The following is a 15,286-nucleotide window of genomic DNA, read 5'->3' on the forward strand; positions in this document are numbered from 1 at the left end:
GGCTTTCTTGTTTCCGCCGCCCCGTGCCCGTGCGCTCAGACCGCGGGTTTCAACGACATCGCCCGGAAAGTCCGATTGCTCAAGGGCAGGATCATCAGCGCCATCATCGCGCCGCCGAAGATGGTGAACGGCACCCAGAGCGCGGTCGCGGAGGCGAGTGCGCCGAACCCGGCCATCGCGAGCGGCATGAGGCAATCGTCGCCGAGACGGGTGAGGGACCCCATGCGACCGAGATATGCGGTGTCGACGGTCGCCGAGAACGTCGCACTCAGCAGCACCGATGCGTACCCCGCGGTGGCGCCGATGACGAAGGCAGCGGTACCGACGGTCCATGCCGGCCCGAAGCCGAGCGCCACGATTCCGGCGCCCTGCACGACCAGCGCCCAGAAACCTGCCCGTGCCTCGTGCCGCGGGCGCCACTTCGCCACCGACACAGCCCCGAGTGCGGCGCCGAGGCCGAGCAGCGCCTCGAACAGGCCGACAGCCTGGGCGCCCCACCCCTCGTCATGCGCCCTCAGGGCGAGCCCGATCCCGACGGCGGGTCCGACGGCCAGGTTCAGCCCCGAGAGGGCGATCACGAGCGTGCGGGTCGTGGGGTTCGCGGAGAGATGGGCGAACCCGCGCGCGATGCCGCGCAGAGCGGTCTCCTTCTCCGCACGGGCGAGACGGAAGCGGGGGCGCAGCCAGATGGCGATGAAAGCGACCACCAGCGTGAAGGTCAGGGCGTTCACGGATGCGCTTCCGGCGAGACCGGCGTGCGCGACGACGAATCCACCGATCGCCGCGCCGCCCATGGTGCCGAGCCGAGACGCCGTCTGCGCTGCAGCGCCGTAGCTGGGGAGGTCGGCGGCTCTGACCAGCTGGCGGGCGATCGTGCCCGCCGACGGCTCGTAGAACGCATCGCAGACGCCGAACGCGATCGCGGCGAAGAGCAGCACGGCGACAGAGGGAGGAGTCGTGAGCACCCAGACCGCGACGGCGACCAGGACGCCGACCCGGAGCACGTTGAACACGAGCATGATGCGACGGGCGTCTGCGCGGTCGGCGATCACGCCTCCGAACAGCAGGATCACCGCCCGGGGCACGGTTCCCGCGGCGACGATCAGTCCTGCGACGGCGGGAGAGGCGACCTGCACGGCCGTCCAGGCGAGGGCGATGGTCCAGAGTGCGTCGCCGGCATCCGAGAGCGCCTTCACGCCGATCCACGCGTGCACCAGGCGATCGCGGCGGAAGGCGGGGGGTGCGACGATCTCGACAGGGTCGCTGACGGTCGACATCACGGCGCCGTCGGGAAGGCGTGCGCGAACACGAAGACGGGAGCGCGGTCCTGGCCATCGTCGAGGTCGATGTCGTCCTGCCACTCCCGGATCGTCGTGAGGATCCGCGCGGAGAGGTCCCGCAGTTCCTCGGGTGACGCCCAGGCTGTGGTCTCGGTGTTCGAGCCGTCGTACCCTGCGAAGGCCGGATCGTGGCGACTGCGATGCCAGCGCTGGAGCCGATCGATCTGCATCCGGATGCCCTGTCGCTGGGCCTCTCTGGCGAGCAGGGCATCGGCGGGCGAATCGGCGTAGTCGTCGGTCGACCAGGTGAGGCCCCGACGCGCGACCTTCCACCAGCTGGTGCGTCTGTCGCCCGCAGGATCCGGGGCGCGTTCCACGACGCCGGCGCGCTCGAGCATGCGCAGGTGATGGCTGATGCTGCCGACCTGGCTGTCGAGTGCGCGGGCGATCGCGGTGACCTGCGCCGTGCCGTACAGGAGCAGGTAGTCGTAGATGCGACGGCGCAGCGGGTGATGCACGGCGGTGATCACGGAGATGTCTTCCACGGGAGACGACGCTAATCGCGGTGCACAAGATGCACAAGTGCTCTTGTATAAGCCGGAAAATCAGGAAAAGGCCGGCTCCCGCCACAGGGAGACGGCCTCTTCCTGACACCGGCCGCGTCAGGCTTCGACGATCGTCTCGTCTGATGTCGTCGCGCCGGCGAGGCGTCGGTTCCGTCGTGCGCGGCGGAGGAACCAGACGACGAGCACGACGGCGCCCGCGATCACGAGCCAGGGGAGGAGGAAGCCCAGGGCGATGACCAGCGCGTTCAGCGACACGACGAGCCCGTTCCATCCCGCCGTCAGCCCGTCGACGAAGCCGGCAGGGTCGGCGGTGGTCGGCGTGCTCGCCTTGGTCAGCTGCACCTGCAGCGATGACATGGCGACCTGATCGTCGAGGGCGGCGAGCTGCTGCTCATACGATTCGAGCTGTGCCTGGCGGTCTGTCAGCGCCACCTCGGCTTCGATCAGCTCGGCGACGGTTCCCGACTGCGCCATCAGCTGCGTGAGCCGCTCGACCGACGCTCGGGTGGAGTCGACGCGCGCCTGGAGGTCGATCGCGACCGATGTCACGTCCTGCTTCGACGTCGACGACGAGAGCACGTCGCCGGTGTCATCGAGAGCGGCGATCACGTCGGGCAGATCAGCCGACGGCACCCGGATGTTGATCCAGCCGTACGCCGAATCGGCGGGAACGGGGGCCGGCTCGGAGGAGCCGTCGGCGGCGATCGACTTCCCGATCTCCGTGCTCTCGACGTAGCCGCCGTGCTCCTCCGCCAGGGCGGCGATCGCCGTCGCGGCATCGGGAATGCTCTTCACCTGGACCGTCGCCTGCGCCGTGGCGATGATCTGGCGTCCGGTGTCGGCCTCCGCGGTGCCGGACTCCACCGTGCCGGGGAGAGTTCCGTCCGTGCCGGAGCTGAGTGCGCCGTCGGGCAGCGATTCGGGTGTGATCCCTGTGATCCGCTCGGGGGAGGAGGGAGCGGAATCGGCGACGGAGCCGCCGGAAGTGCTCATACCGTCGGCCGTGACGGAGGTGCCCCCGCCGACGGCGCCGAGGATCGGCGGAGTCACGAGCACACCCACGACGAAAGCCGCAGCGATGCCTGCGCCGGTGAGCCAACGCCGCTGGCGCGTCCGCGATCGCGCTTTCCCGACGTGCGCGGGGGCCCGCTCGGTGGCGATCTCGGCGAAGACCGCGTCTTCGATGCGGGCGATCGTCTCGTCCGAGAGGTCGGGCAGGTCGCCGCTGGGGGTCTTTTCGTTCATGCGTCTCTCGCTTCCGTGACGGCGCCCCGCAACTGCGTGCGCACTCGGGAGAGACGATTCCGAACGACCGCGTGGGTCACCCCGAGCTCTTCGGCAGCCGTCTGATAGGCGTAGCCCTCCGACGCGCACAGGCGGAAGATCTCGCGGTCCAGCTCGCTCAACGTGCCCACCTCCTGCGCGATCCGCGCAGCCAGCTCCGCCGTGATGACCTGTTCCTCGACGCTCACCGTGTCCGGCAACAGGGTCTCATCGACCGCCTCCGCGGTGTGCGCCTGATCCCTCCGACGTTGGCGAACTCGATTCGCTGCCTGGAAGCGACAGATCGTGGCCAACCAGGGCAGGATCGACTCACCTTGGAGCTCCAGACGGGGGAGTTTGCGCCAGGCGACGACGAACGTCTCCTGCGTCACATCCTCCGCGTCGGCCGGCGAGGCGAGGATGCCGTGCGCGATCCAGTACACAGGTCGCACGTGTGTGCGGTACAGCTCGCGGAAGGCGCTCTCGTCGCCCGCCGCGGCCTGCGCCGCCCATCTCTGGTCATCTGTCTGCAGGGGCATCCCGGTTCCGTTCGGTGTCTCTCACAGGGAGAGTGTCGATCGACGCCCCATCGTCTCAGATTCGATGCGGGAGCCGGGGGTCGGGTGGGGCGCGAAGATTCGGGCGTCATCCGCTCCCGCTGATGCCGAGGCTCCGGTAGCATTGCCCGGGCGAGAGGGAGTATCCCGAATCCGCGCGTAACGTCATCACGAGCACCGTCATTGCTGCTCCGGGCGCGCGCCGCACGTCAGTGCGGGGGAGAGACTTTCGACTCATTCCCGACCCCTCCGCGAAAGGTGCAGTGCGCCCTTGGATATTCCCGTCTGGTTCGAGATCACCTCGATGATCGTCCTCACGATCATCCTGATCGGCGACCTGCTCCTCATCCGGCTCCGGCCGCACATCCCGTCGACGAAGGAATCCACACTCTGGGTGGTCTTCTACGTGGGCCTCGCGCTGTTGTTCGCCGTGCTCCTCGGAAACGTCGGGGGCTGGCAGAACGCCGGCGACTTCATCACCGGATGGGCGTTGGAGTACAGCCTCTCCATCGACAATCTGTTCGTCTTCGTGCTGATCATGGCCCAGTTCGCCGTTCCGCGACGGCTGCAGCAGCAGGTCTTGATGATCGGCATCATCATCGCGCTCGTCCTGCGAGGGCTCTTCATCCTCGCCGGCGTCGCGATCGTCGAGAACTTCTCGCCGATCTTCTACATCTTCGGCGCCTTCCTCATCTGGACCGCGATCCGCCAGGCCATGCCGGACGGCGACCACGAGGGCGAGGTGCAGCGTGAGAACTTCATCGTGCGGCTGCTGCGTCGCCGGGTGGACATCAGCGAGACCTACGACGGCTCGAAGATCCGCACCACGGTGGACGGCAAGCGCATGTGGACGCCGATGGTCATCGTCTTCATCACCATCGGCGTGACCGATCTGATCTTCGCGATCGACTCCATCCCCGCGATCTTCGAGATCACCACGAACGGCTTCCTCGTCTTCGCCGCTAACATCTTCGCGCTGATGGGGCTCCGCCAGCTCTACTTCCTGCTCGGCGACCTGCTCGACCGGTTGCGCTACCTGCACTACGGCATCGCCGTCATCCTCGGTTTCATCGGCATCAAGCTGATCCTGCACGCCCTGCACGTCAACGAACTGCCGTTCATCAACGGCGGCGAGCACGTCGAGTGGGTGCCCGACATCAGCAACATGGTCTCGCTCGGCGTGATCCTGGCCTCGATGACCATCGCGACGGTCGCAAGCCTGATCGCGTCGTCCCGTGAGAAGCGCGTGGCGAGGCGATCCACGACCGTGGAGTGACGCCGGCGGCGGCACGCTCGCCAGCGGACGCCTCTCCTCTCATCCGCGTGACCACAGAAGCTCGGCGTCTAGGGTGAGGTCGATGATCTGACGAAGCAGCCCACCCATCGTGGTGGAGTTCAGCAGTGCATATCTGTCGTACTCGCCCAGGGGAGCGATCGCCGCGAGCTGCCAGGCCGCGGCGACCGGCTCGTCCGAGATCTCGGTGTCGGCGTCCCACTGCGCTCCGGGGGCGCGTGCGAGAGTGCGGCGCACGATCGCCTCGGCTTCAGTGCGGAGCGGAGTGAGCTCGTCGTTCCATTCGAGCGCGGACAGCGACGTCACCTCGGCGCGGGGGAAGGGGTCGTCATCGAGCCACTCCTCGACCGTGAAGCGGTCGGTGCCGACGGCTACGGCGAGCAACGCATCCGCACCGGCGGATACGTTCACCAGCCGGGCCATCGTCCCGATAGGACTGCGCCGATCACCCCCGCCGACCTCGTGACCGCGTTCGATGAGAACGACCCCGAATCGAGGGTCCTCCTCATCCAGGAGCCGGCCGATCATCGTGAGGTAGCGCGGCTCGAACACGCGGAGGGGGAGCGGCGTATGCGGGAAATGCACGGAGCCGAGGGGGAACATCGGGATGACGGTCACGGCACCAGTCAACACCGAGAGACGTAAAGTGAACAGATGCGTCGACCTCGCCCCATCGCCCCCGCCGCCGGACAGGAATCCGTCTGGGACTACCCGAGGCCCCCGCGCGTCGAGCCGGTCACGGAGCGCGTCACGATCCGCCTCGGCGGAGACCTGATCGCCGATACCCGTCGTGCGGTGCGCGTGCTGGAGACGAGCCACCCTCCCGTGTATTACCTTCCGATCGCCGACTTCGTCCCCGGTGCACTGGTCGAGGCCGATGGCGCATCGTTCTGCGAGTTCAAGGGCGCGGCCCGCTACTTCGACGTGCGCAACGGCGGCACCGTGCGCCGGGGCGCCGCCTGGAACTATCCGAATCCGACACCGGGATTCGAGGCGCTGACCGATCGGATCGCCGTGTACGCGGCCCCGATGGACGAGTGCACGGTGGGCGACGAGATCGCGACGCCACAGCCGGGTGGGTTCTACGGCGGCTGGGTCACCTCGTCCGTCGTCGGCCCTTTCAAGGGCGATCCCGGTTCCCTGGGCTGGTGACCGCCGATCAGAACGCGCGCAGGTTCGCCTGCAGGCCACCCTCTGCGTATTCGCGTCGGAGGATCCCGCGGCGGCGCAGAACGGGTACGAGCTCATCGAGCGTCCGGTGCAGCGTCACGGGGTGGAAGTCGCCCCACAGCAGCACGCCGTCGTTGCCCCAGTCGCCGAGCTCGTCGATCAGGTCTGCGAACTCCTCAGCGGTGCCGACGAATCCGGTGCGATCCTTGAGGCGACCGGCGCGGGCGAGCGCGCTCAGATGCGCACGCAGCGGGGCGTCCTCCCCGCGGTCGCCGATCAGGCGCTGGATGCTGCCCCGCGAGACATGGGCGCCGAAGATCGAGAGGTCGAGCGGCCGGTCGAGGTCGAGTGACGTCAGGTCGGTCTCGAGATCACTCGACTGCTTGCGGGCGATCTGCACGAGCGCGGCGTCGTCGGGGTGCGTAGAGGCCGCGACGATGCGATCGGCTTCGTCGCTCGACGACGTGATCACGGGCTGGATGGCGAAGAGGATCTTGATGTCGTCCGGACGTCGGCCTTTCGCGACCGCCGCCTCGTGCACCTTGGCGCGGTAGTCGCGCACGGACTTCTCGTGCAGCGGGGCGAGCGCCAGCTGTACGTCGGAGTTCGCGCCGGCGAAGCCGAGTCCTCGACCCGAGCCCCCGGGTGAGACGATCGCGGGTTCCCCCTCGGTGAACGGCACGGCGTTCAGCGGTCCGTCGAACGCGAAGTATTCGCCCCGGTGCGTGACGGCCCGCAACCGCGTGCCATCGGCGAAGACATCGGTCTCGCGGTCGGCGACGAGGGCCCCGTCATCCCAGCTGCGCCAGAGCGAGCGGATGCCGGTGAGCCATTCCTCGGCGCGGTCGTACGCTTCGTCGTGTCCCAGCTGCGTCGCGTCGGAGAAGTGGCGGGCGCTGCCGGTGTCGGTGACGACGTTGAGTCCGAGCCGGTGACCGCTGAGGTGCTGCAAGGTCGCGAACTGCCGCGCCGCCGTGTAGGGGAGGGAGGCGGCGGGATTCACCGTCGGGACCACGCCGAGATGCCTGGTCGCCTGGAAGAGGTACGGCGCGAGGAGGAGCGGATCATGCTTCGGCCCGCCGAAAGCGTGCCGCACCCGCAGGTCGATCGTCGAAGGCGATCCCAGAGATGGTGCGTCCTCGATGATGACCAGATCGAACCCGGCCTGTTCGAGCGTCCGCGCGGCTTCCTGATAGATCTCGGGACGCGTCCAGTCGTAGTCCCAGTCGAGCGACGGATACCCCCAACCCTGCGGGCCGAAGCCACGGGCGAGGAACCAGCCGAAGTGCTGAGGGCGGGTCATGCCACCGTCTCCCGCACACCCTGGAGCACGCGAGACAGGTCGGAGAGAAGATCGTCGACGTCCTCGATGCCGATCGACAGGCGGAGGGTGCCCGGTCCGACGCCGAGGATCTCGCGTTCTTCGTCGGTGCGCTGCGCATGACTCGTTGTCCCCGGATGCAGCACCAGGGAACGGACGTCTCCGATGTGGGTCATGTGGGTGAAGACCTGGACATCCTCGACGAAGCGGCGCGCTGCGGGAAGTCCGCCCCGAAGGGTGAAGGTGAAGATCGAGCCGGAACCGCCGTCGAGGTAGCGCTTCCCGAGCGCGTGGTCGGGGTGGGAGGGGAGTCCGACGTAGTCCACGCTCTCGATGGCCTCGTGCTGCTCCAGCCACCGGGCGATCTGCAGAGCATTGCGGGACTGACGCTCGACCCGGAGTCCGAGCGTCTCCACGCCCTGTCCGATCAGGAAGGCGTTGAGCGGCGAGGGAGAGGCGCCGAAGCGCGGAGCCACCGACTCCCTGGCGTACGCGATGCGGGCACGACCGCCGTGTCGCGCGAAGACACTGGGCGTCTCGCCCCGACCGGGAAGTACGAGGTGGGGGGCGTTGTGGCCCGCCAGCTCGGCGTCGAAGCGTCCGTCGTCGACGAGCACGCCACCGAGCACGGAGCCGTGACCGGCGAGGAACTTCGACGCGGAGTGGACCACGATCGCAGCTCCGTGCTCGAGAGGCCGCAGCAACGCAGGCGTGGCCAGCGTGTTGTCCACGATGAGCGGGATGGCGTGCTCGTCGCCGATGCCGCTGACGGTGCGGATGTCGAGCACGTCGTTGCGCGCGTTGGCGAGCGATTCGGCGAACAGCGCACGGGTGTTCGGGCGTATCGCCGAGCGCCAGGCCTCCGGATCGGCGATGTCGTCGACGAACGTCGTCTCGATGTCGAGCCGCGCAAGGTTGTCGAGGAACAGGCCTCTGGTGCCTTCGTAGATGTGCGTGGACGACACGATGTGATCGCCGGCGCCCGCGACGGTCAGCAGGGCAGTGGCGACCGCCGCCTGGCCGCTGGCGACGAGCACGGCGTCCGCTCCCGATTCGAGGGCGGCCAGTTGCCGTTCCACCGCGCGCACCGTGGGGTTCCCGGTGCGCGTGTATCCGAAGCCTGTCCCTGTGCGGAAATGATCGGCTGCGTGATCGAAGTCGTCGAACTCGAAGCCCGCCGTCAGGTAGATCGGCGTCGCGCGCGACGCCGCAGTCTCGCGGGTTCTCGCCGCATGGACCGCGCGTGTGGCGAAGCGGGCGGAGTCGACGGTCATGCGGTGCCTCTCGGTCGGTCGGGGTGCTCAACAGAGTGTCATGACGGGGAGGAGCATGTCCCAGCGGTGGTAATCTGACGTCATGCGGGCCGTCCTCCTTCTTCTTAGGCGCCGCGACGAGACCTCGTTCTGAGCCCCTCCTCGTCGCGGAGTCCATCGTGGGCCGAACCGCCAGCCACAGGAGACACGCAATGACCACCCCCGCAAACGGTGCCGATTCCGCACGCCGCAGAACTCTCGCAGAGAAGGTCTGGGACGACCATCTCGTCGTGAAGGGTGAGAACGGCGAGCCGGATCTCATCTACATCGACCTGCATCTGGTGCACGAGGTCACCAGCCCGCAAGCCTTCGACGGACTGCGCAGCGAAGACCGCCCGCTGCGCCGTCTCGATCTCACGATCGCCACCGAGGATCACAACACCCCGACGTGGGAGATCGACAAGCCGATCGCCGATCTCACCAGCCGTACGCAGATCGAGACGCTGCGCCGCAACGCGGCCGAGTTCGGGGTGCGTCTGCACTCGCTGGGCGATGCCGAACAGGGCATCGTGCACGTGGTGGGTCCTCAGCTCGGGCTGACGATGCCCGGCATCACGGTGGTGTGCGGCGATTCGCACACGTCGACCCACGGCGCATTCGGCGCGATGGCGTTCGGCATCGGCACGAGCGAGGTCGAGCATGTCATGGCGACCCAGACGCTCCCGCTCAAGCCGTTCAAGACGATGGCGATCAACGTCGAGGGGACGCTCCGCCCCGGTGTCACGGCCAAGGACATCATCCTCGCGGTCATCGCGAAGATCGGCACCGGCGGCGGTCAGGGGTACGTGCTCGAGTACCGCGGCAGCGCCATCCGCGCCCTGTCGATGGAGGGCCGGATGACCATCTGCAACATGTCCATCGAGGCGGGGGCCCGCGCCGGCATGGTCGCTCCCGACGAGACGACGTTCGCATACCTCGAAGGCCGCCCGCATGCGCCGAAGGGACAGGACTGGGAAGAGGCCGTCGCGTACTGGCGCACGCTGCCGACCGACGACGGCGCGACGTTCGACGCCGAGGTGTTCATCGACGCCGACCAGCTCGAGCCCTTCGTGACGTGGGGCACGAACCCCGGTCAGGGCAGCTCGCTCTCGGCCTCGGTGCCCGACCCGGCCGAGATCGACGATCCGAACGAGCGCGCCGCCGCCGAGCGTGCGCTGGAGTACATGGATCTGACTCCGGGGACACCGCTCAAGGAGGTGCCGGTCGACGCGGTCTTCATGGGGTCGTGCACCAACAGCCGTATCGAGGACCTGCGTGCGTTCGCCTCGATCATCGAGGGCAAGAAGAAGGCCGACGGGGTGCGGGTCATGGTCGTCCCCGGATCCGCCAGGGTGCGGCTGGAGGCCGAGGCGGAGGGCCTCGACAAGGTCATCAAGGACTTCGGGGCGGAGTGGCGCTTCGCCGGATGCTCGATGTGCCTCGGGATGAACCCCGATCAGCTGGCTCCGGGGGAGCGCTGTGCGTCCACCTCCAACCGGAACTTCGAGGGCCGGCAGGGCAAGGGAGGGCGCACGCACCTCGTCTCGCCGCTCGTCGCCGCAGCCACCGCGATCCGTGGCACCCTGTCCAGCCCGAGCGACCTCACGGAAGGGTTCTGAATCATGGAGAAGTTCACCACTCACACGGGTATCGCGGCGCCTCTGAAGCGCTCGAACGTCGACACCGATCAGATCATCCCCGCCGTCTTCCTCAAGCGGGTCACGAAGACCGGTTTCGAGGACGCTCTGTTCCACGGATGGCGTCAGGATCCCGATTTCGTTCTCAACCAGGCGCCTTTCCAGGGGGCATCGGTGCTTCTCGCCGGACCCGACTTCGGCACCGGATCCAGCCGCGAGCACGCGGTCTGGGCGCTCCGGGACTTCGGCTTCAAAGTCGTGCTCAGCCCGCGCTTCGCCGACATCTTCCGGGGCAATTCGGGCAAGCAGGGTCTGCTCGCCGCGACGATCTCGGAAGAGGATCTCGAGCGGTTCTGGGCTGAGATCGACCGGAATCCCGGGGTCCAGATGACCGTCGACCTCGAGGCGCGCACCGCGTCCATCGGCGACGTCCAGGCCGACATCGGTATCGACGATTACACTAGATGGCGGCTCCTCGAAGGGCTCGATGACATCGGGCTCACGCTGCGCAACGAAGACAAGATCGCGCAGTTCGAGGCCCGTCGCGAGTCGTGGCGGCCCCGAACCCTTCCCGTTCAGTAAGACGGTGGGGGCGGGGGAGCCAGGGGCAACCCGCCCCCGAAATCCGTGAATGAAGTGAGGCTCCGAATGACGACACCTGTGCGCGACGCTCTTCCGGACGGAGTCCCTGCCCTCACCGGAGACGTCCTCGCCATCCGAGGCGGACGTCCGCTTCGCGGCCGTGTCGATGTCAAGGGCGCGAAGAACCTGGCGACGAAGGCCATGGTCGCCTCGCTCCTGGGCGAGACCGTGAGCACTCTGCGCGACGTGCCGGCGATCAGTGACGTCGCCGTCGTGCGGTCGCTGCTCGAGGTGCACGGCGTTCGCGTATCCGAGGGCGATGAGCCCGGTTCGCTCGTGTTCGACCCGAGCGATGTGGAGTCGGCGCACTTCGAGGAGATCGACGCCCACGCGGGAGCCTCGCGTATCCCGATCCTCTTCTGCGGACCGCTGCTTCACCGTCTCGGTCAGGCGTTCATCCCCGACTTGGGTGGATGCCGCATCGGGGATCGTCCCATCGACTTCCATCTGGACGCTCTGCGTAAGTTCGGCGCGATCGTCGAGAAGCTGCCCAGCGGCATCCGCCTCTCGACGGGGGGAAGCCGTCTGCACGGCGCCAACATCCACCTTCCGTACCCGAGCGTCGGTGCCACGGAGCAGGTGCTGCTCACCGCCGTCCGCGCCGAAGGCGTGACGGAGCTGCGCAACGCGGCCATCGAGCCCGAGATCATGGACCTGATCGCCGTGCTGCAGAAGATGGGCGCCATCATCTCGTACGAGCCGAACCGCGTCATCGTGATCGAGGGCGTCGAGAAGCTCCGCGGATACGACCACAGGTCGATCTTCGACCGCAACGAGGCGGCATCGTGGGCATCCGCGGCGCTGGCCACCGACGGCGAGATCTTCGTCGGCGGCGCCAAGCAGCAGGAGATGCTCACGTTCCTCAACGTCTTCCGCAAGGCGGGCGGCTGGTTCGACATCCAGGAAGACGGCATCCTCTTCCGTCGCGACGGCGACATCAAGCCCGTCGTGATCGAGACCGACGTGCACCCCGGCTTCATGACCGACTGGCAGCAGCCGCTCGTCGTCGCTCTCACGCAGGCACACGGCCGCTCCGTCGTGCACGAGACCGTGTACGAGAATCGGATGGGGTTCACCGATGCCCTGGTCAAGATGGGGGCCGACATCGTCGTGCACCCCCGTGGTCTCCAGGACGGCCCGCGCCGCGTTCCGCGGCGGGACCTGGAGCAGGCGGCAGTCATCACCGGCCCGACGCCTCTGCATGGCGCGGACATCGTGGTTCCCGATCTCCGCGGCGGCTACAGCCATGTGATCGCGGCACTGACGGCCACCGGCGAATCGAAGGTGTCGGGTGTCGACATCCTCAGCCGCGGCTACGAGAAGTTCCTCGCCAAGCTCGACGCGCTCGGCGCCGACTTCGACGTCATCCGGTGACCGCGGTGACGTCCCGATCATCGGAGACGAAGCGTCCGAGCATCTTCTGGCCGCTCGCGGCGCTGATCATCCCGCCGGTCTCTCTGATCGCGAAGATCCGTGTCCGCGGGGCCGAGAAGCTGCCCCAGGAGGGGTCGTACGTCCTGGCGCCGAACCACTACTCCGAGTTCGATCCGCTCATCGTCGCCGTCGCCGTGTGGCGCTCCGGTCGCGCGCCGCGGTTCATGGCGAAGGAGAGCCTCTTCTCGGTCCCGGTGCTGGGCTGGTTCCTGCACCGCACCGGGATGATCCCGGTCGCGCGCACCTCGTCCGCTGCCTCCGCACGGCAGACGATGAAGCAGTCGGAGGAGCTCGTCGAGCACGGCCGCGGCGTGATCGTCTACCCGGAGGGCACGCTCACGCGTGATCCCGACCTGTGGCCGATGCGCGGCAAGTCGGGTGCGGTACGCCTGGCCCTCGCCGATGGCATCCCGCTGATCCCGATGGCCCAGTGGGGCACCCAGGCGATCATGGGGCGCTACCAGAAGGGTCTGAGCCTCTGGCCGCTGCGCAAGCCGGTCCAGGTGCTCATCGGCGATCCGGTCGACGTCTCCGATCTGCGCGAGCGTGCCGGAGAGCCGGCGGCCCTCACCGAGGCCACCAATCGACTCATGAACGCGATCACCGCGCTCCTCGAGGAGCTGCGGGACGAGAAGGCACCGGCGGAGCGGTGGAACCCCGCGAGCCATGGGCAGAAGGAGACCGGGCGCCTTGACTCCTAAGAGAACCGTTGCAGCAGGCCCACGGGCCACCGTCATCGGCTCGGGCAGCTGGGGGACCACCTTCGGCAAGATCCTCGCTGACGGGGGCGCCCAGGTGACGATGTGGGCGCGTCGTGCCGAACTCGCCCAGGAGATCAACGAGGCCAAGCGCAATTCGCGCTACCTGCCAGGGATCAACCTTCCCCGCACGATGGCGGCGACCCACGAGCTCGCGACCGCGCTGGAGGGGGTGGACCAGGTCTATCTCTCCGTACCGAGTCAGTCGCTGCGCGAGAACCTGAAAGCTCTGCGGCCGCTGATCGCGGACAGCGACGCGAAGATCATCAGCCTCATGAAGGGTGTCGAACGCGGCACCGGATTGCGCATGAGCCAGGTGATCCAGCAGGAGCTGCGGTGTGACCCCGATCGCATCGCGGTGGCTTCGGGGCCGAACCTCGCCCTCGAGATCGCCCGGGAGCAGCCGACCGCCGCCGTCATCTCCTCACGCAGCCAGGAGACGGCGGAGATCGTCGCACGCGCGGCCCGCAACAGCTACTTCCGTACCTTCGTGAACACCGATGTGATCGGTACCGAGTTCGGTGGCGTCCTCAAGAACCTGATCGCCGTGGCCATCGGCATCGTGGACGGTGTCGGCTACGGCGAGAACACCAAGGCGTCGATCATCACCCGTGGACTGGTCGAGATGACCGACTTCGCGGTCGCGAACGGCGCGCACCCGGAGACGCTTCAGGGCCTCGCCGGTCTGGGCGACCTCATCGCCACGTGCCAGTCGCCACTGAGCCGCAACAATACCGCCGGGCGACTGCTCGGTCAGGGATACAGCTTCCAGGACGTCGTGAAGCAGATGCAGCAGACAGCCGAGGGACTCGCCTCCGTCGCGCCCATCCTGCAGCTCGCTCGCGAAGCCGAGGTCGACATGCCCATCGTCGAGCAGGTGAAGATGGTGCTCGACGGCAAGATGGATCCGCGAGACATCGCACCCCATCTGACGACGGACGACGACACCCCGCAGGGTGAGAGGACCAACCATGGACAAGCAGACGGTGGTGGTGCTCTTCGGCGGGCGCTCCAGCGAGCATTCGATCAGCTCCGCAACGGCGGGGGGCGTGCTGGGCGCGATTGACCGCGACCGCTACGCCGTGATCCCCGTCGGGATCACCCGTGAAGGAGCGTTCGTCCTCGAGGACGACGATCCGGCGAAGTTCCCGCTCGATGCCGCGCACCTCCCCGAAGTCGTCGACAACGGCACTCGGGTGCTGTGGCCGGAGCCCGGTGGCGACCGCACGTTGCGGGTCGTGCACGCCGATGGCACCGTCGAGGGGCTGGGGGAGATCGACGTCGTCCTGCCCATCCTGCACGGACCCCACGGGGAGGATGGCACGATCCAGGGCTACTTCGACACCCTCGAGGTCCCCTACGCCGGAGGCGGTGTCCTCGATTCCGCTCTGTGCATGGACAAGCACTTCATGAAGATCGCGCTCGAGGCATCCGGCATCGCGGTCGCGCCGTGGGTGACGGTGCGCCGAAAGGACTGGGACCGCAGTGCCGCAGACGTGCGTGCGCGTGCTGCGGAACTCGGCCTCCCGGTGTTCGTGAAGCCCGCCCGTGCGGGCTCGAGCGTCGGAGTGTCCAAGGTCGAGACCGCCGACGAGCTCGACGCGGCTCTGGCGGTGGCGTTCGCCGAAGACGACAAGGTCCTGATCGAAACCGGGGTGAGCGGGCGCGAGATCGAGGTGGCGGTGCTCGAGACCGCTGACGGAGTCAAGGCTTCGCTGCCCGGCGAGATCGTCTTGACGTCGCGGGGCTTCTACGATTTCGAGGGCAAGTACCTGGGCGGTGACGGCGTGGACGTCGTGTGTCCGGCCGAGGTGACGGATGCGGAGTGCGCAGCGATCCAGGAGATCGGCGTCCGCGCGTTCGAGGCTGTCGACGGACGAGGCCTCGCTCGTGTCGACATGTTCCTGACGCCGTCGGGTGAACTCGTGGTCAACGAGCTCAACACGATGCCGGGATTCACCCCGATCTCGATGTTCCCCAAGTGCTGGGTCGCATCGGGCCTGAGCTACGGCGATCTCATCACCGAGCTCATCGAAGCGGGCCTGCGCCGCTGAGATCGGAGTTCCCCGGGG

15 protein-coding genes are annotated in these 15,286 nt (G+C 67.8%); 8 read left to right on the forward strand and 7 right to left on the reverse strand.

Annotated elements, in window-relative coordinates:
• Positions 1 to 35: 35 nt before the first annotated feature.
• The 4 genes from DW307_RS11700 to DW307_RS11715 all read right to left on the reverse strand — a co-directional run bounded on the left by DW307_RS11700 (position 36) and on the right by DW307_RS11715 (position 3,648).
• Entirely contained in the window at positions 36 to 1,277 is a 1,242-nt protein-coding gene (locus tag DW307_RS11700) for an MFS transporter (protein ID WP_029265477.1), read from the reverse strand.
• The gene (locus tag DW307_RS11705; RefSeq protein WP_029259076.1) at positions 1,277 to 1,825 is read right to left on the reverse strand and encodes a helix-turn-helix domain-containing protein; all 549 of its coding nucleotides are present in this window, start codon (positions 1,823 to 1,825) and stop codon (positions 1,277 to 1,279) included. Before DW307_RS11705 ends, DW307_RS11700 begins: the two co-directional genes overlap by 1 nt.
• A 117-nt stretch (positions 1,826 to 1,942) precedes the next feature.
• Positions 1,943 to 3,091, reverse strand: a complete 1,149-nt coding sequence (locus DW307_RS11710; RefSeq protein WP_029265476.1) for a DUF4349 domain-containing protein — start codon at positions 3,089 to 3,091, stop codon at positions 1,943 to 1,945.
• On the reverse strand, positions 3,088 to 3,648 hold the full coding sequence (locus tag DW307_RS11715; RefSeq protein ID WP_029265475.1) for an RNA polymerase sigma factor: 561 nt from the start codon (positions 3,646 to 3,648) through the stop codon (positions 3,088 to 3,090). The genes DW307_RS11710 and DW307_RS11715 overlap by 4 nt, the downstream gene beginning before the upstream one ends.
• 289 nt (positions 3,649 to 3,937) lie before the next feature.
• Between DW307_RS11715 and DW307_RS11720 the strand changes: the two genes are divergently transcribed.
• A complete protein-coding gene (locus DW307_RS11720; RefSeq protein WP_021200421.1) occupies positions 3,938 to 4,942 on the forward strand; it encodes a TerC/Alx family metal homeostasis membrane protein in 1,005 nt (334 codons plus the stop codon).
• Positions 4,943 to 4,981: 39 nt separating this feature from the next.
• Here DW307_RS11720 and DW307_RS11725 read toward each other — a convergent pair whose 3' ends face one another.
• Positions 4,982 to 5,578 carry an LON peptidase substrate-binding domain-containing protein gene (locus DW307_RS11725; protein ID WP_136024828.1) on the reverse strand — a complete coding sequence of 199 codons (597 nt, stop codon included), beginning with the start codon at positions 5,576 to 5,578 and terminating at the stop codon, positions 4,982 to 4,984.
• A gap of 36 nt (positions 5,579 to 5,614) precedes the next feature.
• Between DW307_RS11725 and DW307_RS11730 the strand changes: the two genes are divergently transcribed.
• A complete protein-coding gene (locus tag DW307_RS11730) occupies positions 5,615 to 6,112 on the forward strand; it encodes a DUF427 domain-containing protein (protein ID WP_029259080.1) in 498 nt (165 codons plus the stop codon).
• 7 nt (positions 6,113 to 6,119) lie between these two features.
• Here the strand turns inward: DW307_RS11730 and DW307_RS11735 are convergent, their stop codons facing one another.
• Together DW307_RS11735 and DW307_RS11740 are read right to left on the reverse strand one after the other, a co-directional pair.
• The gene (locus DW307_RS11735; protein WP_029265472.1) at positions 6,120 to 7,433 is read right to left on the reverse strand and encodes an LLM class flavin-dependent oxidoreductase; all 1,314 of its coding nucleotides are present in this window, start codon (positions 7,431 to 7,433) and stop codon (positions 6,120 to 6,122) included.
• A complete protein-coding gene (locus DW307_RS11740) occupies positions 7,430 to 8,725 on the reverse strand; it encodes an O-acetylhomoserine aminocarboxypropyltransferase/cysteine synthase family protein (protein WP_029265471.1) in 1,296 nt (431 codons plus the stop codon). Before DW307_RS11740 ends, DW307_RS11735 begins: the two co-directional genes overlap by 4 nt.
• A 191-nt stretch (positions 8,726 to 8,916) precedes the next feature.
• Here DW307_RS11740 and leuC point away from each other — a divergent pair, with 191 nt between their 5' ends.
• The 6 genes from leuC (at position 8,917) to DW307_RS11770 (ending at position 15,268) form a co-directional block, all read left to right on the forward strand.
• Complete coding sequence (gene leuC / locus DW307_RS11745; protein ID WP_021200426.1) at positions 8,917 to 10,362, forward strand: 3-isopropylmalate dehydratase large subunit; 1,446 nt, start codon at positions 8,917 to 8,919, stop codon at positions 10,360 to 10,362.
• Between the two features lie 3 nt (positions 10,363 to 10,365).
• On the forward strand, positions 10,366 to 10,962 hold the full coding sequence (gene leuD, locus DW307_RS11750; protein ID WP_021200427.1) for a 3-isopropylmalate dehydratase small subunit: 597 nt from the start codon (positions 10,366 to 10,368) through the stop codon (positions 10,960 to 10,962).
• A 66-nt stretch (positions 10,963 to 11,028) separates the two neighbouring features.
• Entirely contained in the window at positions 11,029 to 12,396 is a 1,368-nt protein-coding gene (murA, locus tag DW307_RS11755) for a UDP-N-acetylglucosamine 1-carboxyvinyltransferase (protein WP_021200428.1), read from the forward strand.
• Entirely contained in the window at positions 12,393 to 13,157 is a 765-nt protein-coding gene (locus tag DW307_RS11760; protein WP_029259084.1) for a lysophospholipid acyltransferase family protein, read from the forward strand. Before murA ends, DW307_RS11760 begins: the two co-directional genes overlap by 4 nt.
• Complete coding sequence (locus DW307_RS11765) at positions 13,123 to 14,280, forward strand: NAD(P)H-dependent glycerol-3-phosphate dehydrogenase (RefSeq protein ID WP_373695366.1); 1,158 nt, start codon at positions 13,123 to 13,125, stop codon at positions 14,278 to 14,280. The genes DW307_RS11760 and DW307_RS11765 overlap by 35 nt, the downstream gene beginning before the upstream one ends.
• Complete coding sequence (locus DW307_RS11770) at positions 14,186 to 15,268, forward strand: D-alanine--D-alanine ligase family protein (protein ID WP_036271561.1); 1,083 nt, start codon at positions 14,186 to 14,188, stop codon at positions 15,266 to 15,268. The genes DW307_RS11765 and DW307_RS11770 overlap by 95 nt, the downstream gene beginning before the upstream one ends.
• Positions 15,269 to 15,286: the final 18 nt, after the last annotated feature.

The organism is Microbacterium sp. K27 (assembly GCF_004794435.1).
Classification (GTDB): Bacteria; Actinomycetota; Actinomycetes; order Actinomycetales; family Microbacteriaceae; genus Microbacterium; species Microbacterium maritypicum_A.